General features: G+C 73.0%; 19 protein-coding genes. 14 read left to right on the forward strand and 5 right to left on the reverse strand.

All coding sequences use genetic code 11. From position 1 onward, the window contains the following. Positions 1 to 3: 3 nt before the first annotated feature. Together ACY34I_RS10750 and ACY34I_RS10755 are read right to left on the reverse strand one after the other, a co-directional pair. Positions 4 to 1,017, reverse strand: a complete 1,014-nt coding sequence (locus tag ACY34I_RS10750) for a hypothetical protein (protein WP_462754482.1) — start codon at positions 1,015 to 1,017, stop codon at positions 4 to 6. Between the two features lie 85 nt (positions 1,018 to 1,102). Further along, positions 1,103 to 1,402 carry a hypothetical protein gene (locus ACY34I_RS10755; protein WP_462754483.1) on the reverse strand — a complete coding sequence of 100 codons (300 nt, stop codon included), beginning with the start codon at positions 1,400 to 1,402 and terminating at the stop codon, positions 1,103 to 1,105. Between the two features lie 108 nt (positions 1,403 to 1,510). Here ACY34I_RS10755 and truB point away from each other — a divergent pair, with 108 nt between their 5' ends. The 7 genes from truB to ACY34I_RS10790 all read left to right on the forward strand — a co-directional run bounded on the left by truB (position 1,511) and on the right by ACY34I_RS10790 (position 9,544). Then, positions 1,511 to 2,395, forward strand: coding sequence for a tRNA pseudouridine(55) synthase TruB (gene truB, locus ACY34I_RS10760; RefSeq protein ID WP_462754484.1), 885 nt, complete (start codon positions 1,511 to 1,513; stop codon positions 2,393 to 2,395). Between the two features lie 44 nt (positions 2,396 to 2,439). Then, on the forward strand, positions 2,440 to 3,366 hold the full coding sequence (locus ACY34I_RS10765) for a bifunctional riboflavin kinase/FAD synthetase (protein ID WP_462754485.1): 927 nt from the start codon (positions 2,440 to 2,442) through the stop codon (positions 3,364 to 3,366). Positions 3,367 to 3,570: 204 nt separating this feature from the next. Further along, positions 3,571 to 3,840: a 30S ribosomal protein S15 gene (gene rpsO, locus ACY34I_RS10770; protein ID WP_043962418.1), complete on the forward strand. Its 270-nt coding sequence runs from the start codon at positions 3,571 to 3,573 to the stop codon at positions 3,838 to 3,840. 223 nt (positions 3,841 to 4,063) lie between these two features. After that, positions 4,064 to 6,421, forward strand: coding sequence for a polyribonucleotide nucleotidyltransferase (locus ACY34I_RS10775; protein WP_462754617.1), 2,358 nt, complete (start codon positions 4,064 to 4,066; stop codon positions 6,419 to 6,421). Between the two features lie 261 nt (positions 6,422 to 6,682). After that, positions 6,683 to 8,029, forward strand: a complete 1,347-nt coding sequence (locus ACY34I_RS10780; protein ID WP_462754487.1) for a M16 family metallopeptidase — start codon at positions 6,683 to 6,685, stop codon at positions 8,027 to 8,029. A 79-nt stretch (positions 8,030 to 8,108) separates the two neighbouring features. Further along, positions 8,109 to 8,882 (forward strand): 4-hydroxy-tetrahydrodipicolinate reductase, encoded by a 774-nt coding sequence (gene dapB, locus ACY34I_RS10785; RefSeq protein ID WP_462754489.1) that lies wholly within the window; start codon positions 8,109 to 8,111, stop codon positions 8,880 to 8,882. A 194-nt stretch (positions 8,883 to 9,076) separates the two neighbouring features. After that, a complete protein-coding gene (locus ACY34I_RS10790) occupies positions 9,077 to 9,544 on the forward strand; it encodes a GNAT family N-acetyltransferase (RefSeq protein WP_462754490.1) in 468 nt (155 codons plus the stop codon). Positions 9,545 to 9,667: 123 nt separating this feature from the next. Here ACY34I_RS10790 and ACY34I_RS10795 read toward each other — a convergent pair whose 3' ends face one another. Next, a complete protein-coding gene (locus tag ACY34I_RS10795) occupies positions 9,668 to 11,785 on the reverse strand; it encodes an amylo-alpha-1,6-glucosidase (protein WP_462754491.1) in 2,118 nt (705 codons plus the stop codon). Positions 11,786 to 11,933: 148 nt separating this feature from the next. Between ACY34I_RS10795 and ACY34I_RS10800 the strand changes: the two genes are divergently transcribed. The 4 genes from ACY34I_RS10800 to ACY34I_RS10815 all read left to right on the forward strand — a co-directional run bounded on the left by ACY34I_RS10800 (position 11,934) and on the right by ACY34I_RS10815 (position 16,275). Continuing rightward, the gene (locus ACY34I_RS10800; RefSeq protein WP_462754492.1) at positions 11,934 to 12,926 is read left to right on the forward strand and encodes a LacI family DNA-binding transcriptional regulator; all 993 of its coding nucleotides are present in this window, start codon (positions 11,934 to 11,936) and stop codon (positions 12,924 to 12,926) included. Between the two features lie 26 nt (positions 12,927 to 12,952). After that, positions 12,953 to 14,200: a sugar ABC transporter substrate-binding protein gene (locus ACY34I_RS10805; RefSeq protein ID WP_462754493.1), complete on the forward strand. Its 1,248-nt coding sequence runs from the start codon at positions 12,953 to 12,955 to the stop codon at positions 14,198 to 14,200. A gap of 67 nt (positions 14,201 to 14,267) precedes the next feature. Beyond that, positions 14,268 to 15,386 (forward strand): carbohydrate ABC transporter permease, encoded by a 1,119-nt coding sequence (locus ACY34I_RS10810; RefSeq protein WP_462754495.1) that lies wholly within the window; start codon positions 14,268 to 14,270, stop codon positions 15,384 to 15,386. Position 15,387: 1 nt separating this feature from the next. Beyond that, on the forward strand, positions 15,388 to 16,275 hold the full coding sequence (locus ACY34I_RS10815) for a carbohydrate ABC transporter permease (protein ID WP_462754496.1): 888 nt from the start codon (positions 15,388 to 15,390) through the stop codon (positions 16,273 to 16,275). Positions 16,276 to 16,338: 63 nt separating this feature from the next. Here the strand turns inward: ACY34I_RS10815 and ACY34I_RS10820 are convergent, their stop codons facing one another. Next, on the reverse strand, positions 16,339 to 16,920 hold the full coding sequence (locus ACY34I_RS10820) for an N-acetyltransferase family protein (protein ID WP_462754497.1): 582 nt from the start codon (positions 16,918 to 16,920) through the stop codon (positions 16,339 to 16,341). 35 nt (positions 16,921 to 16,955) lie between these two features. Here ACY34I_RS10820 and ACY34I_RS10825 point away from each other — a divergent pair, with 35 nt between their 5' ends. Then, positions 16,956 to 18,266: a glycosyltransferase family 87 protein gene (locus ACY34I_RS10825; RefSeq protein WP_462754499.1), complete on the forward strand. Its 1,311-nt coding sequence runs from the start codon at positions 16,956 to 16,958 to the stop codon at positions 18,264 to 18,266. Here the strand turns inward: ACY34I_RS10825 and ACY34I_RS10830 are convergent. Next, positions 18,165 to 18,716 (reverse strand): N-acetyltransferase family protein, encoded by a 552-nt coding sequence (locus ACY34I_RS10830; RefSeq protein WP_462754501.1) that lies wholly within the window; start codon positions 18,714 to 18,716, stop codon positions 18,165 to 18,167. The genes ACY34I_RS10825 and ACY34I_RS10830 overlap by 102 nt on opposite strands. Before the next feature lie 137 nt (positions 18,717 to 18,853). On the opposite strand from ACY34I_RS10830, the gene ACY34I_RS10835 reads away from it, so the two are divergent. Both ACY34I_RS10835 and ACY34I_RS10840 read left to right on the forward strand, forming a co-directional pair. Continuing rightward, the gene (locus tag ACY34I_RS10835) at positions 18,854 to 20,083 is read left to right on the forward strand and encodes a winged helix-turn-helix domain-containing protein (protein WP_462754503.1); all 1,230 of its coding nucleotides are present in this window, start codon (positions 18,854 to 18,856) and stop codon (positions 20,081 to 20,083) included. Further along, positions 20,073 to 20,636, forward strand: a complete 564-nt coding sequence (locus tag ACY34I_RS10840) for a DUF2752 domain-containing protein (protein WP_462754504.1) — start codon at positions 20,073 to 20,075, stop codon at positions 20,634 to 20,636. Before ACY34I_RS10835 ends, ACY34I_RS10840 begins: the two co-directional genes overlap by 11 nt. The last annotated feature ends 78 nt before the right edge of the window (positions 20,637 to 20,714 follow it).

A 20,714-nucleotide genomic window follows, 5' to 3' on the forward strand; every position in this document is an offset into this window, starting at 1 on the left:
GGGTCAGCAGGACTCGCCGTCGCCCGCCCGCCAGCCCGGGTCGTAGATGTCGCCGGTCGCCCCCGGCCGGGGCAGCACCACGTTGGCGGGGTCGTACTCCAGCGCGAGGTAGCCCTTCTCCATCGCCGCGCAGGTCGAGTTCGACACCGTCACCTGGGCCGTGCCGATCCAGAGCCCGCGGGACGAGGCCCGGACGTCGTCCGGGTGGGGCACGTGCCAGACCACATCGTCGCGCACGGTCACCAGCTCGGCCCCCGGCGGGTATTTCTGCGCCTGAAACAGGTCGAACGAGTAGACCCAGATGAACCGCGTGGTGACCGCCAGCACCCGGATCCCGTCGTCGGTGGTGGTGGCGGTGTACTCGATGGTGCCGCGGGCGCGGATGCCGTCCTCCGGTACGAAGCCGGGGTTGGCGTCGCGCAGGATCCGGGTGGCGTAGCCGAGGTTGTTGCCGGCGGCCAGGTCGTCGGTGACCGTCGACCGGGCGTCGGGAGCGAGCCGGGCGAGGAACGCCTCCGGATCGCCGTACAGCATGTCCTTGCCCAGCCGGCCCTCGACCAGCGCCGTCCGGACGCCGGACAGCGCGTCGGCGACCTGCTTCGCGGAGAACGGGCCGGCCGCCCGGGCGGCCGGCAGGACGATCGCCTGCTCACCCTCGGCGAAGTGCTCGGCCGGGGTGTCGAGGTAGACGCCCAGGGTGTTGCCGTCGGCGTCGACCTGCCGGGGCGGTGCGGTCGGGCGGGACCGCAGCGCCACCTCGCCGTGGTTGACCTTGTCCGCGAAACGCCAGCCGGTGGTGCCGAGGAAACCGAGGAACCCGACGACCAGCAGCAGACCGACGGCGCCGATCAGCTTCCCGCTGTGCCGCTCCCAGCCGAGGCGTAGCCGCTCCCGCCCGGTCAGCTCGTGCTCCGGCACCGGATGGCGCATCCAGTCGGGCACCTTGACCGACTCGTCCGAGGTGAACATGCCGTCGAAGCGGCGCGACGCCTCGGGCTGCTGCTGGTCGTCGGTCATTCCTGGGTCCTGTGGAGGCGAGTGGGAGGGGCGGATGATCTTCGCACGCGGGGGAGCCGTTCCGCCTCCCCGCGGCCCAGATCGATCAGAGCTCGCGGTGGCTGATCTTGTAGAACAGGTACAGCGTGCCGACGACCAGGCAGGTGGCCACCACCGCGACGACGACGAAGGACACGATCGCGGAGACCACCGGGTGCCGTTCGCTGACCCGGTTGCGGTCCCGCCACGCCCAGAGCCGGTGCCGGGCCGCCCGCAGCGCCGGCACCCCGTCGACGAATTCCGAGAGGCGGCGGCCGAGGGTACGGCGCGGCGGCTCGGGGTTGCGCATCCAGTCGGGCAGGTCGACCCGAGGCCGGTGCTGGTGCGAGGGCGGCGGGTTGGTCATCGGGCTCCTACCGGTGCTGCGACGAGGGCGCACGATCTTGGCACTCCGGTCGATCAGGGCGGTATCCCCCGCACGTGCGATCACCGGGGTCTGGCAGGCTTGGCCGTCGTGAGCACAGACGGTCTGATCGTGGTCGACAAGCCGGGCGGTATGACGTCCCACGACGTGGTGGCGCGGATCCGGCGGCTGGCGCGGACCCGGCGGGTGGGGCACGGCGGCACGCTCGACCCGATGGCGACCGGGGTGCTGGTGATCGGGGTGGGACGCGCCACCCGGCTGCTCACCTACGTGATCGGCGCCGGCAAGAGCTACACCGCGACCATCCGGCTCGGCCAGACGACCATCACCGACGATGCCGAGGGTGACGTGGTTGCCACCACCCCGGTCGGCGGGGTCACCGACGACGCGATCCGCGCCGCGCTCGCCGCCCAGACCGGCGAGATCGACCAGGTGCCCAGCGCGGTCAGCGCCATCAAGATTAACGGTCAGCGGGCGTACAAGCGGGTCCGTGCGGGGGAGACGGTCGAGCTGCCCGCCCGGCGGGTCACCATCTCCCGGCTGGACGTCCTAGCGGTCCGCTGGGACGTCCCGGACGTGGTGGACGTGGACGTCGACGTCACCTGCTCGTCCGGCACGTACATCCGGGCCATCGCGCGGGACGCGGGCGCCGCGCTCGGGGTCGGCGGCCACCTGACCGCGCTGCGCCGGACTGCGGTCGGCGGCTTCACCCTGGCCGAGGCGGCCACCTTCGACGCGCTGGAGCAGTGCGCGCCCGACGTGGTCAACCTGCCCCTGGACGCGGCCGCCGACCGGTTCTTCCCGCGTCGGGACGCCACCGGCGACGAGGCGCGCACGCTCGCCCACGGCGGGCCGCTCGACGCGGCCGGCATCGCCGGACCGTACGCGGTCTTCGGCCCCGACGGCGGGCTGATCGCTATCGTCAGCGAGCGGGGCGGCCGGGCCCGCGCGGAGGTCGTGCTGGCGCCGGCCTGACGACGGCCGGGCCGAATCGCGTGGGCGAGCAGGGGAGGAGCGGTATGCAGCGGTGGCGGGGGTACGAGGCGGTGCCCGGAGGCTGGGGACGCGCGGTGGTCACCATCGGCGTCTTCGACGGCGTGCACAAGGGGCACCAGGCCACCATCGGCCACGCCGTGGCCCGGGCCCGCGAGCTGGGCGTACGGTCGGTGGTGCTGACCTTCGACCCGCACCCGGCGGAGGTGGTCCGCCCCGGCTCGCACCCGGCGGTGCTCACCGAGCCGGCCCGCAAGGCGGAGCTGATCGAGGCGCTCGGGGCGGACGTGCTCTGCGTGGTGCCGTTCACCCCGGAGTTCTCCCGGCTGCCGGCCGAGGCGTTCGTGCACGACATCCTGGTCGAGCACCTGCACGCCGCGCTGGTGGTGGTCGGCGACAACTTCCGTTTCGGGCACCGAGCCGCCGGCGACGTGGCCCTGCTGGAGCGGCTGGGCCGCACCTTCGGCTTCGGCGTGGAGAGCGGCCCGCTGGTCGCCGAGGCGGGGACGGTCTTCTCCTCCACGTACATCCGCTCCTGCATCGATGCGGGTGACGTGGCCGCGGCGGCCGCCGCGCTCGGCCGCCCGCACCGGGTCGAGGGCGTGGTGGTCCGCGGCGACCAGCGCGGACGTGAGCTGGGTTACCCCACCGCCAACTTACTGACCCACCGCTACGCGGCGGTCCCCGCCGACGGGGTGTACGCCGCCCGGCTGGTGCGCCGGGGTGGGGAGCCCCTGGCGGCGGCCGTCTCGATCGGCACCAACCCGACCTTCTCCGGCCGGGAGCGCCGGGTAGAGGCGTACGCGCTGGACTTCACCGGTGACCTGTACGGCGAGCGGCTGGCCCTGGACTTCGTGGCGCACCTGCGCGAACAACGGGCGTACGACTCGATCGAGCCGTTGATCGCTCAGATCGGTGAGGACGTCGAGCGGACCCGCCGGGCGCTCGGCTGACCCGGCGCGCGGCGTCGGGAACGCCTCACGACGCCCTTGACCGGGTGGTTCCCGACCGGGCTGGTAGTCTGGCAGGGACGTCGGCTGACCGACGTGGGGCCTCGCGTGCCTGCACGACGCCGCGGGTGCGAGGAACCGGTTCGTTTCCGGTCACTCCGACCGATCCGACGGACCTCATCGAACGACCCACGAAACAGGGAGAACATGGCGCTCGACCAGGAAGCCAAGGCCAAGATCCGCGCGGAGTACGCGACCGCCGAGGGCGACACCGGTTCGCCGGAGGTCCAGGTCGCGGTCCTCACCAAGCGGATCGCCGAGCTCACCGAGCACCTGAAGGTGCACAAGCACGACCACCACAGCCGCCGTGGGCTGCTGCTGCTGGTCGGCCGGCGCCGTCGGCTGCTCAACTACGTCCAAAAGAAGGACATCAACCGCTACCGGTCGCTCATCGAGCGGCTCGGTCTGCGCCGGTGACGTAACGGGGGAGTGGCCTGCGGCCGCTCCCCCGTTCCGGTACCACTGAAAGAACCGGGTCACGCGACCACCCGAGAGGGAGCCGGTCAGCGTACCGGTCTCCGGTAGTGGCCCCCGGGGCACCCCGGCATCGTGCCGGCCACCCGGGCGCTTCGATCGAAGACCGGCCGTCTGAGCAGCTCCCGTGTCGTGGACCCCCGACGCGAAGGAGCACGACAGCACCATGACCGAGACCAACCTCGGCACCGAATCCCGCACCGCCGTGATCGACAACGGGTCCTTCGGCACCCGTGAGATCACCTTCTCCACCGGCCGGCTGGCCCGCCAGGCCGCCGGCTCTGTCATCGCCCAGCTCGGCGAGACGGTCGTCCTCTCCGCCACCACCGCCGGCAAGCAGCCGCGGGAGCAGTTCGACTTCTTCCCACTCACGGTGGACGTCGAGGAGCGGATGTACGCCGCGGGCCGCATCCCCGGCTCGTTCTTCCGCCGCGAGGGCCGGCCCAGCGAGGACGCCATCCTCACCTGCCGGCTGATCGACCGGCCGCTGCGCCCGTCGTTCGTCAAGGGCCTGCGCAACGAGGTCCAGGTGGTCGAGACCGTCCTCGCGCTCGACCCGCAGCACCCGTACGACGTCGTGGCGATCAACGCCGCCTCGATGTCCACCAAGCTCTCCGGCCTGCCGTTCTCCGGCCCGATCGGGGCCACCCGGATGGCGCACGTCGACGGCCAGTGGGTCGCCTTCCCGACCCACGAGGAGCTGGCCCGGGCCACCTTCGACATGGTCGTGGCCGGCCGCGCCCTGCCGGACGGCGACGTCGCGATCATGATGGTCGAGGCCGAAGCCACCGAGCACACCGTGGCGCTGGTCGCCGGCGGCGCCCCCGCGCCGACCGAGGAGGTCGTGGCCAGCGGCCTGGAGGCCGCCAAGCCGGCCATCCGGGAGCTGTGCCGGGCGCAGAGCGAGCTGGCCGAGGTGGCCGCCAAGCCGGTCGCCGAGTTCCCGGTCTTCCTGGACTACCAGGACGACGCGTACGACGCGGTTGCCGAGCTGGCCCGCGCCGACGTCGCCGAGGCCCTGAAGATCGCCGGCAAGCACGACCGCGAGGAGGCCCTGGACCGGATCAAGGTCCGGGTCGCCGAGGAGCTCGGCCCGCGCTTCGAGGGCCGCGAGAAGGAGCTCTCCGCCGCCTTCCGCTCGCTGACCAAGTCCGAGGTCCGCAGCCGGGTGCTGCGCGAGCAGGTCCGCATCGACGGCCGCGGCCCGCGCGACATCCGCCCGCTGACCGCCGAGGTCGGCGTGCTGCCGCGGGTGCACGGTTCGGCGCTGTTCGAGCGCGGTGAGACCCAGATCCTGGGCGTCACCACGCTGAACATGCTGCGCATGGAGCAGTCGCTGGACACCCTCTCCCCGGAGAAGTCCAAGCGCTACATGCACAACTACAACTTCCCGCCGTACTCCACCGGTGAGACCGGCCGGGTCGGCTCGCCGAAGCGGCGCGAGATTGGCCACGGCGCGCTGGCCGAGCGGGCGCTGATCCCGGTGCTGCCGTCGCGCGAGGAGTTCCCGTACGCCATTCGGCAGGTCTCCGAGGCGCTCGGCTCCAACGGCTCCACCTCGATGGGTTCGGTCTGCGCCTCCACCCTGGGCCTGCTGTCGGCCGGTGTGCCGCTGAAGGCGCCGGTCGCCGGCATCGCCATGGGCCTCATCTCCGACGAGGTCGAGGGCAAGACCCAGTACGTGACGCTGACCGACATCCTCGGCGCCGAGGACGCGTTCGGCGACATGGACTTCAAGGTCGCCGGCACCCGGGAGTTCGTCACCGCCCTCCAGCTCGACACCAAGCTCGACGGCATCCCGTCGGACGTGCTGGCCGCCGCGCTCCAGCAGGCGCACGAGGCCCGGCAGACCATCCTCGACGTGATGCAGCGGGCCATCGAGGCCCCGGCCGAGATGTCGGACTATGCCCCGCGGGTCACCACCGTGAAGATCCCGGTCGACAAGATCGGCATGGTGATCGGCCCGAAGGGCCAGACCATCAACGCCATCCAGGACGAGACCGGCGCCGAGATCTCCATCGAGGACGACGGCACCATCTACGTCGGCGCGACCAACGGCCCGTCGGCCCAGGCCGCGGTCGAGCGGATCAACGCGATCGCCAACCCGACCCTGCCGAAGGCCGGCGACCGGTTCCTCGGCACCGTGGTGAAGACCGCCCCGTTCGGCGCCTTCATCTCGCTCCTGCCCGGCCGTGACGGCCTGCTGCACATCTCCAAGGTGGGCGACGGCAAGCGGGTCGAGAAGGTTGAGGACTTCCTCAACGTCGGCGACAAGGTCGAGGTGGAGATCGCCGACATCGACCAGCGCGGCAAGATCTACCTGGACAAGGTCCGCCCGGAGGGCGCCGACGCGCCGGCCGCCGAGGAGGCCGCCGGTGGCGAGCGCCCCGCCGGCCGGGACCGGGGCGACCGGGGTCCGCGCGACCGCGGCGACCGCGAGCGCGGCGGCCGGGGCCCGGACCGCGGCGAGGGCGGCGAGGGCGGCGGCGAGTCCCGCCCGCGTCGCCGGACCCGGCACAGCTGATCCTCGATCGGCCGGGTGACGTCGACCGCGTCACCCGGCCGGCGGCGACTCCAGCCCGGCGCGTCCGACGGCGCGCCGCGCCCTGTAGCCGTCACCCGGCGACTTCAGCCCGGCGCGTCTGACGCCGTGCCGCGGCCTGGAGCCGTCACCCGCACCACCCACCCCTCGTCGAACTGGAAGCAGGTTTTCGTGAGCCGGACCCGGCGTTCGTCTTTTCCTGCGGATCGACGGGGGGTGGCGCCGTCCGGTGCCGTCCGGCACGTGACCGGGGCCACCCGGTCCGCCGGCGGGTCGACCCGGGCGGTCACCCGCACGCTCAGCGACGACCCGCTCGGCGGCACCGTGCGCCGTACCGTGCTGCCCAGCGGGTTGCGCGTGCTCACCGAGGCGATCCCGGCGATGCGCAGCGTCTCGTTCGGCATCTGGGTGGCCATCGGCTCCCGGGACGAGACCGGGCCGCAGGCCGGCGCCGCGCACTTCCTGGAGCACCTGCTCTTCAAGGGCACGCACAAGCGCGGCGCGCTGGAGATCTCCTCGCAGATCGAGGCGGTGGGCGGCGAGACGAACGCCTTCACCACCAAGGAATACACCTGCTACTACGCCCGGGTGCTGGACGAGGACCTGCCCCTGGCCATCGACGTCATGTGCGACCTGGTCGCCGACTCGGTGCTGAACCCAGCCGATGTGGAGACCGAGCGCGGCGTCATCCTCGAAGAGATCGCCATGCACGACGACGAGCCCGGCGACGAGGTGCACGACCTGTTCGCCCGCGCCGTCTACGGCGACCACCCCCTCGGCCGACTGATCTCCGGCACCGAGGAGACGGTCACCCCGATGACCCGCCGGCAGATCCAGAACTTCTACCGCCGCACGTACACCGCGCCGCAGATCGTCATCGCCGCCGCCGGCAACCTCGACCACGCCGCCGTGGTCAAGCTGGTCCGCCAGGCCCTGCGCGGCACCCCGCTGGACACCGACCCGGCGGCACCGGCGCCGTACCGGCCGACCGCCCCGGCGGTACGCACGAAGCCGGCCACCACCCTGGTCGAGCCGAAGGAGACCGAGCAGGCACACCTGATCCTCGGCTGCCCGGGCATCGACCGCATGGACGAGCGGCGCTTCGCCCTCGGGGTGCTCAACAACGTCCTCGGCGGCGGCATGTCCAGCCGGCTGTTCCAGGAGATCCGCGAGCAGCGCGGCCTGGCCTACTCGGTCTACTCGTACGCCAGCCAGTACGCCGACAGCGGCCTGTTCGCCGTCTACGCCGGCTGCGCCCCGGGCAAGCTGGACGAGGTGCTGCAGCTGACCCGCGCCGAGTTGGCCAAGGTGGCCGCCGAGGGGATCACCGAGGCCGAGCTGGCCCGGGGCAAGGGGATGAGCAAGGGCTCCTTCGTCCTCGGGCTGGAGGACACCGGCTCCCGGATGAGCCGGCTGGCCAAGGGTGAGCTGCTCTACGGCGACCTGATGCCGGTGGACGAGCTGCTCGCCCGGGTCGACGCGGTGAGTCTGGACGACGTGAACGGCCTGGCCGCCGACCTGCTCAGCCGCCCGATGTCCCTGGCGGTGGTCGGCCCGTTCGACGAGTCCGCCTTCGCGACGTCCCGCTGAACGCTCCCGTCGGGGTGACCGGGTCCCGCTGACCGGTCCCGTGGGGTGACCGCGTCCTGATTGGGATAGGTTGTGCCCCGTGACTGACGAGCAGGAGAAGAACCTGGCCGAGCCGGTCCGGGTCGGCGTGCTGGGTGCCCGCGGCCGGATGGGCATGGAGGTCTGCAAGGCGGTCGACGGGGCCCCCGACATGGACCTGGTGGCGATGGTCGACCAGGGCGACGGGCTGTTCGCCGCCTCCGACGCCGGTGCCGAGGTGGTCGTCGACTTCACCACCCCGGACGTCGTCATGGACAACCTGCACTGGTGCATCGACCAGGGCATCAACGTGGTGGTCGGCACCACGGGCTTCACCGAGCAGCGCCTGGAGCGGGTGCGCGGCTGGCTGGCGCGCAAGCCGGGCGTGGGTGTGGTGATCGCCCCGAACTTCGGCATCGGGGCGGTGCTGATGATGCAGTTCGCCGCCCGCGCCGCCCGGCACTTCGAGTCGGTCGAGATCATCGAGCAGCACCACCCGCGCAAGCTGGACGCCCCCAGCGGCACCGCCACGCACACGGCGCGGCTGATCGCCCAGGCCCGCGCCGAGGCCGGCCTCGGTGCCGTGCCGGACGCCACCCGGGACGAGGTGCCGGGCGCGCGCGGCGCCGAGATCGACGGGGTACGCGTGCACGCCGTCCGCGCCACCGGTCTGGTCGCCCACCAGGAGGTGCTCTTCGGCACCACCGGCGAGACGCTGACCATCCGCCACGACTCGTACGACCGGGCCTCGTTCATGCCCGGCGTGCTGCTCGCCGTGCGGGAGGTGGGTAACCGGCCGGGCCTCACGGTCGGCCTGGACGCCCTGCTCGACTGAACCGCGGCGCCGCATGCCGCGGGGTCACCGTCCTCGGCGCCGGTGACCCGCGGCCCTTCCTGGACGCCGCGACGGCCGCAGCCTGATCGGCTGTCCCGGCTGGGCGTGCGGCTCCGGGTGGGGCCGGGTCGGCCGGACCGCCGACCGGCGGAATTGTGTCGCCGGGGGACCGGCGCGGACCTAGGGTCGCGCACATGATCGATTCTGCGCTCCGCGACCGCGCCGGTCGGCAGGTGACCCTGCGTCCCGTCGACGACGACAACTGGCGGGCCGTGGCGGACGTGGCGCCCCGCGACGACCAGCGCGCCTGGGTGCCCGCCCTGGCCGCCCGCTACCTGCTGCTGACCATGCGCTCGGACGTCTGGACCTCGCTGGCCGTGTACGCGGACGAGACGGTGGTCGGCCACGTCATGTGGGGCGTGGACGACGACGGCTCCCGGTGGATCGGCGGCATGGTGATCGACGCTGCCGAGCAGGGCCGGGGCGTCGGCCGGGCCGCCGTGCGCACCCTCGCCGACTGGCTGGCCACGCGGGGTCACCCGATCCGCCTCAGCTACCACCCGGACAACACCCAGGCCGCCACCCTCTACCGATCCCTCGGCTTCCACCCCACCGGCGCCATGGAGGACGACGAACTGATCGCCCAACTAACCCCCGCCTGACCCACCCCACTTCACCCCGCCCACCCGCCCGCGCGGTGATCATGAAGTTGTTGCGGCCGGCACCGGCGTGTCGGGACAACAACTTCATGATCAACCGCCGCGGGCGGGCGGGGCGACACCGCGTCAGCGCGGGGCGGGGGTGTCCGTGGTGGAGCGCTGGGTGGGGATGTGGGGGGTGGTGGTCACCGTCAGGGTGGTGGGGAGGCCGGTGATGGTGGGGTGGCCGGCCTGGTCGACCTGGACGGTGACCGGGGCGCCGGCGACGCGGAGGCCGTCGACGGCGAGCGCGCCGAGCTCCGGGCCGGCCAGCGGGCTCAGTCGCACCCGGCCGCCGGGCACGTCGGGGTAGATGCCCACGCCGGCCTGGAGCAGCAGCACGGCGGCGGCCGCCGACCAGGCCTGCGGCCGGCACGCGGCCGGGTACGGGACCGGTCGGCCGAGCACCGCCCGGTCGTCGCCGGCGTGCAGCTCGGGGAGGCGGTAGTCGAACGCCTCGGCGGCGGCGAGCAGCCCGTCGGCGAGGCGGAGCGCGGCGTCGGCGAAGCCGGCCCGGGCCAGCCCGCCGACCACGATGGCGGTGTCGTGCGTCCAGATCGACCCGCAGTGGTAGGACAGTGGGCTGAACCCGGCGTCGTCGGTGGACATGGTGCGCAGCCCGAAGCCGCCGGCCAGCGCCTCGGTGGACAGCAGCGCCGCCACCTGCGCCGACTCGGCGTCCGAGAGCAACCCGGTGCCGAGCAGGTGGCCGATGTTGCTGGTCAGCGAGTCGACCGGGCGCTTGTCCCGGTCCAGCGCCAGCGCGGGCTGCGGGCCGTACCGGCCGTCCACCCAGAACGCGTCGCGGAACCGCCGGGCCAGCCGGTCGGCGTACTCCCGCCAGCGGTCGCCGCCCGGGCGGCCGAAGGCGTCGAGCAGGTCGGCGCCGTGCACCGCCGCCTGGTACGCGTACCCCTGCACCTCGGACAGCACGATGGGCGACTGCGCCTGCCGGCCGTCGCGGAACCGGATCGAGTCGCCCGAGTCCTTCCAGCCCTGGTTGGCCAGGCCGCTGCCGCTGGTGTCGACGTACTCGACGAAGCCGTCGCCGTCGGCGTCGGCGTGCTCGCCGAGCCAGCCGAGCGCCGCCTCCAAATGCGGGAGCAGCGGCTCGACCTGGCCGGCGGCGAGACCCCAGCGCCAGGCGTCGTGCAGCAGGCCGACCCAGAGCATGGTGGCGTCGACCGTGCCGTAGTAGGCCGGCGGCAGCCGCAGCTCGTGGGCGGGCAGGCTGAACTCGTGCCGGCGCAGCTCGTGCAGGATCTTGCCGGGCGCCTCGCCGGTGGCCGGGTCGACCCTGGTGCCCTGCCGGCGCGCGAGGACGCGCAGCGTCCCGGCGGCCAGTTCGGTGCCGAGCGGCAGCATCATCCGGGCGGCCCAGAGGCTGTCCCGGCCGAAGAGGGTGAGGAACCAGGGCACACCCGCGCCGAGGAAGACGTCCCCGGGGTGGGCCGGGTCGGCCAGCCGCAGCCCGCGCAGGTCGGCCAGGGAGCGGTCGAGCAGCCGGACCAGCCGGCGGTCGTCGGCACGTACCTGCGGGACGGACCACTCGGGGCCGGCCGGCGGGGCGACCACCACGGCCTTCGGGTCGGTGACGGCGAGCCGCCAGCGCAGCGTCACGGCGTCGCCGGGGGCGAGGTCAACCGGCCAGCTCAGCCGGGGCGCGAGGGCCCGGTCGCCGGTGGCGTCGACAGTCGCCGCCTCGCCGGTCACCGTGACGGTGACGCCCTCGGCGGCCCACTGGACCCGGCCGGGCTCGCCGGACTTCGCCTCCAGCGGCGCCCCGTTCCCGCCGGACTTGACCAGCTCGATCGGGGCGAGGTCGCAGCCCAGGTCGACGCTGACCGTGGCGCGGACGGGGGCCGCGGCGGTGGAGGTGACCCGGATCTCCTCGGTGACGCCGTGCGGGCCGGCCTCCCGGATGCGGTCGATCCGGACGGTCGGGTCGGGGCCGGGGTCGCCGAGCCAGCGGGCCAGGGCGACGAAGCGGACCCCGTGGGGCCCGGCCGCCCCATGGGCAACCGCCTCCGGTTCCCGGTCGTCGACGCGCAGCTCGGCGCGGGAGAGTACGCGGGCGTCGGCGTGGAACACGCCCTGGACGCCGCTCGGCCGGATCTGACCCGCCGCGTCGCCCAGCGCGCTGGTGGGGGCGTGGACCGCCCCGACCAGCTCGTGCAGCAGGGGTTGCAGGTGGCGTTCGGACACGGGGAACTCCTGGTGCTGATCGGGTGGCCGGAGCGTGTCTTGACAACTGGCTCCGGCCCGGTGCAGAGTGCGAAACATTCCAGAAACTTTGAACGATCTAATACTGCCGTATCCACGTTGGAACGTTCAAGGCGGCGAGAGGGACTCAATGGCTGAAAAGGTGACCATCTCGACGGTGGCCCGGCATGCCCAGGTGAGCCGGCAGACGGTCTCCAACGTCCTCAACGCGCCGCACATCGTCCGGGACGAGACCCGGCGCCGGGTGGAGGAGGCGATCGCCGCGCTGGGCTACCGGGCCAACCAGGCCGCCCGGCAGATGCGGACCGGTCGCTCCCGGCTCGTCGCGGTCCGGATCGAGCCCACCCGGGACGGGATCAACGGCTCGGTGCTCGACCGGTTCCTGCACGGCCTCACCGAGACCGCCGACGCCGCCGGCTATCGGGTCCTGCTCTACACCGCCCGCGACGACGGACACGAGATCGACACCTACGACGACCTGCTCGGCGCGTACGACCTGGACGGTTTCGTGCTCACCGGCACCGACCACGGTGACCCGCGGACCGCCTGGCTGGCCGAGCGGAACGTGCCGTTCGTGACCTTCGGCCGACCCTGGGACGCCGCCGAGGCCCATCCCTGGGTCGACGTCGACGGCGCGGCCGGCACCGCGCAGGCCACCCAGCGACTGCTCGACACCGGCCACCGCCGGATCGGCTTCATCGGCTGGCCGGCGGGTTCCGGCGTCGGCGACGACCGGCGTTCCGGCTGGCGTACCGTCATGGCCGCCGCCGGCCTGGACGGCGCCGCCGCACCGCACCGCGAGACGGAGGACGGCATCGCCCACGGCGAGCGGGAGATGCGGGCGCTGCTCGCCGCCGACGAACCGCCCACCGCGGTGGTCTGCGTCAGCGACTCGCTCGCCCTCGGCGCTCTCCAGGCGGTACGCGCGGTGGCCGCCTCCGTCGCCGTCGTCGGCTTCGACGACACCCCGGTGGCCGCCGTGGTCGGGCTGACCAGCGTCAGCCAGCCGCTCGCGGCTGCCGCCGCCCGCTGCTTCGAGCTGCTCACCGGCCTGCTCGACGGTCAGCCCACCGACCCACACGTGCTACTCAGCCCCACGCTCGTGCTCCGGCACACCGCGTGATCCCCCATCCCCACCAGGAGAATGAGATGACACCTCGCACCCTCACCCGGGCGGCGCTGGCCGGCCTCACGGCCGCCGCGCTGTTCGGCACCGCCGCCTGCGGCAGCGGGTTCGACGACTCCGCGAAGGACACCAAGCAGTCCAGCGGTCCGGCCAACCTGCAGATCATGATCGGCTCCTCCGGTGACGCCGAGACCAAGGCGGTGCAGGACGCCGCCGCGAAGTGGGCCTCCTCCTCCGGCAACACCGCGACCGTCACCCCCGCCCAGGACCTCACCCAGCAGCTCGGCCAGGCCCTCGCCGGCGGCACCCCGCCGGACGTCTTCTATGTCGACGCGTCCCGGTTCGCCGACTACGCCAGCGTCGGCGCGCTGGAGCCGTACGGCGACAAGGTCAGCAACAAGGACGACTTCTACGAGAGCCTGCGCAACACCTTCACCTACGACGGCAAGCTCTACTGCGCGCCGAAGGACTTCTCCACCCTGGCGCTCGAGATCAACACCGACCTGTGGGCCAAGGCCGGCCTGACCGACGCCGACGTGCCGACCACCTGGGACCAGCTCACCGCCGCCAGCCAGAAGATCAAGGCGAAGGGCATGGTGGCGCTCGCCCTCGGCGACACCCGGGACCGGATCGGCGCGTTCATGGTGCAGAACGGCGGCTGGCTGATGAGCAAGGACGGCAAGCAGCCGACCGCCGACACCCCGGAGAACCTCCAGGCCCTCGAGTACGTCAAGGGCCTGCTCACGAACGGCTACGCGAAGTTCCCGAAGCAGCTCGACGCCGGCTGGTCCGGTGAGGCGTTCGGCAAGGGCAAGGCCGTGATGACCATCGAGGGCAACTGGATCAAGGGTGCCCTGAAGAACGACTTCCCGAACGTGAAGTACAAGGTCGTCCCGCTGCCGGCCGGCCCGAAGGGCCAGGGCACCCTCTCCTTCACGCAGTGCTGGGGCATCGCCGCGAAGTCGAAGTTCAAGGACCAGGCGATCAAGTTCGTCGAGGCGATGACCGCCGGCGACCAGCAGATCGCCTTCGCCAACGCGTTCGGCGTGATGCCGTCCCGGCAGTCCGTCCGCGACCAGTACACCAGCGCCTTCCCGGCGGACAAGCCGTTCATCGACGGCGCCGCGTACGCCCAGGGCCCGGTGAACGCGCCGAAGATGGACAGCGTGCTGCGCGACCTCGAGGCCGGCCTGCAGGGCCTGGCCACCGGCGACCCGAAGAGCATCCTGGCGAACTTCGACAAGAACGCCAAGGCGGCGCTCGGCGGCTGAGCGTGACCGGAGGGGCCCGCGTCGCGGGTCCCTCCGTGTCGGCTCCCACTCGAAGGAGGGAGGGGAGATGGCTACGGAGGCGCTCACCGCCCCGGCCACCACACCGGCCGGCCCGTCGCGCCGCCGCCGCAGGGGCATCCGCGGCAACGAGAACATCGCCGGCTGGCTCTTCGTCGCGCCGGTGATCGTGATCCTCGGGCTCTTCATGCTGCTGCCGATCCTGATGGCGCTCTGGGTGAGCCTCACCGACTGGAACGGCCAGGGCAGCCCGTTCACCAGCGACGTGCCGTTCGTCGGTGCGAAAAACTACACCCGGCTGTTCGTCGAAGACGGGCTCGACCGCCGCGACTTCATGACCAGCATCCGCAACAACATGTACTACGTCGGGATCGTGGTGCCGGTGCAGACCGCGCTCGCCCTCGGCCTCGCGTTGATCGTGAACAACCGGATGCTCAAGGGGAAGGGCTTCTTCCGCAGCGCCTTCTATTTCCCCTCGGTCACCAGCTCGGTGGCGATCAGCGTGGTGTTCCTGTTCCTGTTCGCCAACTCCGGCGCGGTCAACAGGCTGCTCGCCCTGTTCGGCATCGGCGGGCCGGAGTGGTTCGCGGACTCCCGGGGCGTGCTGCACCTGCTGTTCGGCGCCGTCGGGGTGGACTCCCCGCCCGCCGCGCTCACCTCCGGCGGCCCGCTCGGGCTGACCTGGTGGGACTGGCTCTCCGGGCCGAGCGTCGCCATGACCTCGATCATCTGCCTGGTGATCTGGACCACCTCGGGCACGTTCATGCTGATTTTCCTCGCCGCCCTGCAGAACGTGCCAGTGGCCCTGGATGAGGCCAGCACGCTCGACGGGGCGAGCCGCTGGCAGCGGTTCCGCTACGTCACCCTGCCGATGATCAAGCCGGCCACCTTCCTGGTGCTCACCCTCGGCCTGATCGGCTGCTGGCAGGTCTTCGACCAGGTGTACGTGATGAGCCAGGGCGACCCGGCCAAGACCACCCTCACCCCGGCGTACCTGTCGTACCGCACCGCGTTCCGGGACTTCGACTACGGCTCGGGGGCGGCGATCTCGTTCGTGCTGTTCCTGATCATCATCCTGTTCACCCTGCTCCAGCGCCGGGTGATGGCCGACCGGGACGGATCCCGGCGCGGCCGGTGGTGGCGGCGACGCGTACCGGAAGGGTCCTGACATGGCCGTGCTGACCGACCGGCCGGCGGCGCCCGTCGCGCCGCGCGCCGACCGCGGGCCCCGCGCCCAGGTCAACCGCATCCTGGGGTACGCGGTCCTGATCTTCTTCGGGCTGGTCTTCATCTACCCGTTCGTGATCCAGCTCGGCAACTCGTTCAAGACCGAGCCGGACGCGGCGGCGAACCCGCTCTCGCCGGTGCCCGACCCGGTGACGCTGGCCGGCTTCGAGCGGATCTTCGCGGGCACCAACTTCCCGCTCTGGCTGGGTAACTCGCTGCTGGTCACCGTGCTGGTCACGCTCGGCCGGGTCTTCTTCGACTCGCTCGCCGGGTACGCCCTGGCCCGGCTGCGCTTCCGGGGCCGGGCCGGGCTCTTCGCCGCGGTCATCGCGGTGATGGCGGTGCCCGGCGTGGTGCTGCTGATCCCGAAGTTCCTGGTGCTCAAGCAGCTCGGCCTCTACGACAGCTACGCGGGCCTGGTGGTGCCGCTGCTGGCGGACGCGGCCGGGGTGTTCATCATGAAGCAGTTCTTCGAGTCGGTCCCGGTCAGCGTGGAGGAGGCGGCCCGGATCGACGGCGCCGGAGTGTTCCGCACCTTCTGGTCGGTGGTGCTGCCGATGGCGCGGCCCGCGTTGATCACGCTGACCATCCTGTCGTTCCAGGGCTCCTGGAACGAGTTCCCGCACAGCCTGGTCTCGGTCCAGGACCCGCACCTGTTCACCCTGCCCCGCGGCCTGGCCGACCTGGTCAGCGGCTCGCTCGGCAAGGGCACGCAGTATCCGCTCAAGCTGGGTGCGGCGTTGCTGGCCACCATCCCGGTGGCGGTGCTGTTCGTGATCTTCCAACGCTACTTCGTGCGGGGCGCCAACGAGGGCGCCGACAAGGGCTGAGCGACGGGTTCGATCGAGATTGGTGGCAGTTCCCCGCGCCGCGGGGAACCGCCACCAATCTGTTCAGTCCGTCGCGACCGGCTCGGTGGGCACGGCGACGTGCAGCCGCAGCTGCGGGACGAGCATGTCGTCCACGTCCAACGCACGGGCCGCGCCGTCCGGCTCCCAACCGGTCGAGGTGAGGAACTTCCGGGTCGCCGCATCCCCGTCGAACGCCCAGGCCACCGCCCGGGTGAAGCCGTCGGACCGCCACCCGTCGACGGCGGCAGCGAGCAGCCGGCTGCCGTGCCCGCGCCGACCCCAGCGCGGCTCGACCAGCAGGTCGGTCACCGCCGCCACGCCCTCGCCGAGCGCGTCGGCCGGCTCGCCCGGGGCGAGCGCCTCGGCATCGGCCGGACCGGAAGCGGCGAACCCCACCAGATACGATTGCTCGGCCTGTTCGACGGCGACGAGCACGCGGTGCGCGCCCGAGGGCGGCTCCTGCACCGCCACGCTCCACCGCCGGGCGAGGTACGCCTCGTCCAGGTTGTCGAGCACGTGCCGGGGCAGGATCCGGCGGTACGCGACCCGCCAGGTCGCGAGCTGGATGCGTGCGATCTCGCCGGCGTCTTCCGGACGCGCGGGGCGGACGTACCCGAGAGCCATGGCACGTGAGCCTACGCAGGGCGAGGGAGGCGACGGTGGCGCAGGGTGCCAGGCGGACGATCGCGCAGGTCGTCGCCGTGGTGGTGCTCGCCGTCGCGGTGACCGCCTTCCTGTCGGAGGCGGCCGTGCGGCACGGCTTCTTCGACCTCAACGTCTACCGGGGCGCGCTGAACTACTGGGTGCACGACGGCGGGGAGATCTACGACTTCCTCCGCGCCAGGACCCAGTACGGGTTCACCTACCCGCCGTTCGCCGCCCTGGTGATGCTGCCGATGGCGTACCTGTCGTGGCACGCGGCGATCACGGTGAGCGTGGCCGCCACCGTGGTGGCCAGCACGGTGGTCATCTGGTGGCTGGTCGACCCGATCGCCCGCCGCGCCGGGTGGACCCGCTGGTTCGCCCTCGCGGTGGCGGTCTGCCTGGCCGCCGCGTTCGAGCCGATGCGCGAGACGGTCAACTTCGGCCAGGTCAACATGCTGCTGCTCTTCCTGGTGGCGGTGGACCTGCTGCGGCTGCTGCCGGCCGGCAGCCGGTGGGCCGGGGTGGGTGTCGGCCTGGCCACCGCGATCAAGCTGACCCCGGGCATCTTCATCGTCTATCTGCTGGTCACCGGGCGCTGGCGGGCCGCGTTCACCGCGATGGGCGCGGCGGCCGGGGCCACCCTGCTGGCCGGCGCGCTCTTCCCCGACGCCTCCCGCGAATTCTGGACCGAGGCGCTGTGGAACACCGACCGGGTGGGCGAACTCGCCTTCGTCTCGAACCAGTCGCTGCGCGGGGTGGTGGCCCGGCTGAACCCGGAGCACCCGAGCACCCTCGCCTGGCTGGTGCTGGTGCTCGCCACGCTGGCGGTCTGGGGCTGGCGCTCGCGCGCCGCGGTGACCGCCGATGACGAAGCGAGCGGGCTGGCCCTGACCGGCGCGGTGATGTGCCTGGTCAGCCCGGTGACCTGGGTGCACCACCTGGTCTGGCTGCTGCCGGGGCTGATCCTGCTGGTCGACAACGGCATGGCGGCGCCCGCGCGCAGCCGCCGGCGCCGTCTCCTGCTGGCCGCCGCGCTCGTCGGGTACGCCTTCCTGATCAGCCGGATCGTCTGGCGGTTCGAGCGCGACTTCAGCGGCGTGACCGGCTTCCTCGGCAGCAACACGTACGTCTGGATCAGCCTGGCGCTGCTGCTCGGCCTGCCGATCCGGCACTGGGCCGCGTCGGCCGACGGCGGGGCCGCCGACCGGGGTGGCCCGTCCGGGTCAGCCGTCGAGGCGGGCGGTGTAGCGCACCTCCCGCAGCAGAGCGGGGTCTTGCCCGCCGGAGAGCGGCAGCCGGTAGACGGACTCGGTGCCGTCCGGTGACAGCCCGGCCCGCTCGTAGAAGCGCCGGGCCCGGGCGTTGTCACTGAGCACCCAGAGCCGATACTCCGTCCAGCCCCGCTCGGCCAGGCCGGCCCGGGCCGCCGCCAGCAGCGCCCGGCCGGTTCCGGCGCCCCAATGGGTGGGCTCGACGTACATCGCCAGGATCTCCCCGTACGCCGGGTCGAGGTCGCCCCGGTCTTGGTTGTTCCGGTACGGCCCGAAGGTGGCGAACCCGGCGACCGCCCCGTCGACCTCGGCGAGCAGGGTGGTGAACGGGTGCGCCGGGTCGGCCGTGCCCAGGTCCCGGCGGCGCTGCGCCCAGGCGGCTGGGTTCAGCCGGCGCAGCACCTCGTCCGGCATGATCCCGGCGTACCCGGCCTGCCAGCCGCGCACGTGCACCCCGGCGATCGCCGCCGCGTCGTCCGGCTCCTCCCGGCGGATGGTCAGCATGGGTCCGTTCTATGCCTCGACCGGCGGTCGGTCCAGCGCCCGCCGCCGCGTGGCGGCCATAATTCGGCCTCCGCGCCGCTAGGCGGCGCTCCGTCCGAACGAAGGCTGTCGTACCCGTGGACTAGGGTCGGCGGACGATGGCCGCACCGGAATCGCTCTCGCTCGCCCAGGCCCGCCGCGTGGCCCTCGCCGCCCAGGGCTTCGCCGACCCGGCGCCGACCGGGGTGCCGACCCGCCGGCACCTGCGCCGGGTGCTGGACCGGGTCGGGCTGATCCAGATGGACTCGGTCAACGTCCTGCAACGCGCCCACTACCTGCCGCTCTACAGCCGGCTCGGGCCCTACCCGACCACCCTGCTCGACGCCGCCGCCTACCGGCGCCCCCGGGAGCTGTTCGAATACTGGGGGCACGAGGCGTCGCTGATCCCGGTCGGCCTGCACCCGGCGCTGCGCTGGCGGATGGCCAAGGCCCGCGACGAGGCCTGGGGCGGGATGCGCCGGATCGCCCAGGAGCAGCCCGAGTTGGTCGCCTGGGTGCGTGACGAGGTGGCCGCCCGGGGGCCGCTCACCGCCGCCGAGATCGAGCACGACGCGCCCCGGGAGACCGGCAACTGGGGCTGGAACTGGTCGGCGGTCAAGCGGGCGCTGGAGTTCCTGTTCTGGTCCGGCGAGGTGACCGCCGCCGAGCGCACCAGCTCCTTCGCCCGCCGCTACGACCTGCCGGAGCGGGTGCTGCCGGCCGCGGCGCTCGACGCGCCCACCCTGAGCGACGCCGACGCCCACCGCACGCTGGTGGCGATCGCCGCCCGGTCGCTGAGCGTGGCGGCCGAGCCGGAGCTGCGCGACTACTTCCGGCTGCCGGTGGCCGGGGCGCGGCGGGCGATCGCCGAGCTGGTCGAGGCGGGCGAGCTGACCCCGGTCACGGTGCCGGGCTGGCGGCAGACCGCCTACCTGCACGGCTCGGCCCGGCTGCCCCGCTGGGTCCGGGGCAACACCCTGGTCAGCCCGTTCGACCCGCTGGTCTGGGAGCGGGCCCGCACCGAGCGGCTGTTCGGCTTCTCCTACCGGATCGAGATCTACGTGCCCGCCCCGCAGCGGGTCCACGGCTACTACGTGCTGCCCTTCCTGCAGGGCGAGCGGTTCACCGCCCGGGTCGACCTCAAGGCCGACCGCAGGGCGGGGGTGCTGCTGGTGCCGGCCGCGTGGGTGGAGCCGGGGGCGGACCCGGGGGAGACCGCGGTGGCCCTCGCCGCCGAGCTGTACCGGCTCGCCGGTTGGCTCGGCCTGGACGCGGTCGCTCCGCCGGCGGCCGGCGACCTGGCGGCCCCGCTGGCCGCCGCGCTGGTGGGCGTGGCGGGTGTACGGTGAGCGCGTGACGAGCGTTGACCGGCCGGCCTCTCCGCCCGACCCGCAGACGGTCCCCGTTCCGGAGTCGGCGCACTGGCCCGCCGGAGTGGCGTACGCTCCCGTCGAGCCGGACCGGATCACCCGCCTCGTGCTGCGGCTGCACGCCCGCGCCCCGCGCTGGGCGGTGCCCCTCGCCGCGGTCGGCTGCGTCGGGCTCGGCATGGCGTACGCCCTGCTCAGTGACCCCACGCACAGCGATCCGGACGCCCGGCCCACCTGCCTGCTCAAGCTCACCACCGGGCTGGACTGCCCGGGCTGCGGCGGCACCCGGGCCCTCTGGTACGTGCTGCACGGCGACCTGCCGGCCGCGGCCCGGCACCACTTCCTCTTCGTCTTCTCGCTGCCCTTCCTGGCCTACCTCTTCGTCACCTGGGCCGGGAACCGCGCGTTCGGCTGGCGGCTGCCGGAGCTGCGGCTCAGCCCGAAGGTGCTCGGCGGCTTCCTGGCGTTCTGGCTGGCCTTCTCGGTGCTGCGCAATCTCCCCTGGGCACCGTTCACCGCCCTCTACGTCTGATCCGCGGTCCGGCGTGCGCCGGTTCACGTCCGCGCGCCCAAGTTTCCCCGCGGGCCCACCGGCCACTACAGTCGCAGG

Source organism: Micromonospora sp. RTBAU3-60 (assembly GCF_054963695.1).

Excerpts from the sequence above, each read along its gene's own strand:
- ACY34I_RS10790 (WP_462754490.1), top strand. The coding sequence starts at position 9,077 with ATGATCGATTCTGCGCTCCGCGACCGCGCCGGTCGGCAGGTGACCCTG.
- ACY34I_RS10800 (WP_462754492.1), top strand. The coding sequence starts at position 11,934 with ATGGCTGAAAAGGTGACCATCTCGACGGTGGCCCGGCATGCCCAGGTG.
- rpsO (WP_043962418.1), top strand. The coding sequence starts at position 3,571 with ATGGCGCTCGACCAGGAAGCCAAGGCCAAGATCCGCGCGGAGTACGCG.
- ACY34I_RS10835 (WP_462754503.1), top strand. The coding sequence starts at position 18,854 with ATGGCCGCACCGGAATCGCTCTCGCTCGCCCAGGCCCGCCGCGTGGCC.
- ACY34I_RS10810 (WP_462754495.1), top strand. The coding sequence starts at position 14,268 with ATGGCTACGGAGGCGCTCACCGCCCCGGCCACCACACCGGCCGGCCCG.
- ACY34I_RS10815 (WP_462754496.1), top strand. The coding sequence starts at position 15,388 with ATGGCCGTGCTGACCGACCGGCCGGCGGCGCCCGTCGCGCCGCGCGCC.
- ACY34I_RS10775 (WP_462754617.1), top strand. The coding sequence starts at position 4,064 with ATGACCGAGACCAACCTCGGCACCGAATCCCGCACCGCCGTGATCGAC.
- ACY34I_RS10820 (WP_462754497.1), bottom strand. The coding sequence starts at position 16,920 with ATGGCTCTCGGGTACGTCCGCCCCGCGCGTCCGGAAGACGCCGGCGAG.
- ACY34I_RS10750 (WP_462754482.1), bottom strand. The coding sequence starts at position 1,017 with ATGACCGACGACCAGCAGCAGCCCGAGGCGTCGCGCCGCTTCGACGGC.
- ACY34I_RS10765 (WP_462754485.1), top strand. The coding sequence starts at position 2,440 with ATGCAGCGGTGGCGGGGGTACGAGGCGGTGCCCGGAGGCTGGGGACGC.
- ACY34I_RS10830 (WP_462754501.1), bottom strand. The coding sequence starts at position 18,716 with ATGCTGACCATCCGCCGGGAGGAGCCGGACGACGCGGCGGCGATCGCC.
- ACY34I_RS10755 (WP_462754483.1), bottom strand. The coding sequence starts at position 1,402 with ATGACCAACCCGCCGCCCTCGCACCAGCACCGGCCTCGGGTCGACCTG.
- ACY34I_RS10805 (WP_462754493.1), top strand. The coding sequence starts at position 12,953 with ATGACACCTCGCACCCTCACCCGGGCGGCGCTGGCCGGCCTCACGGCC.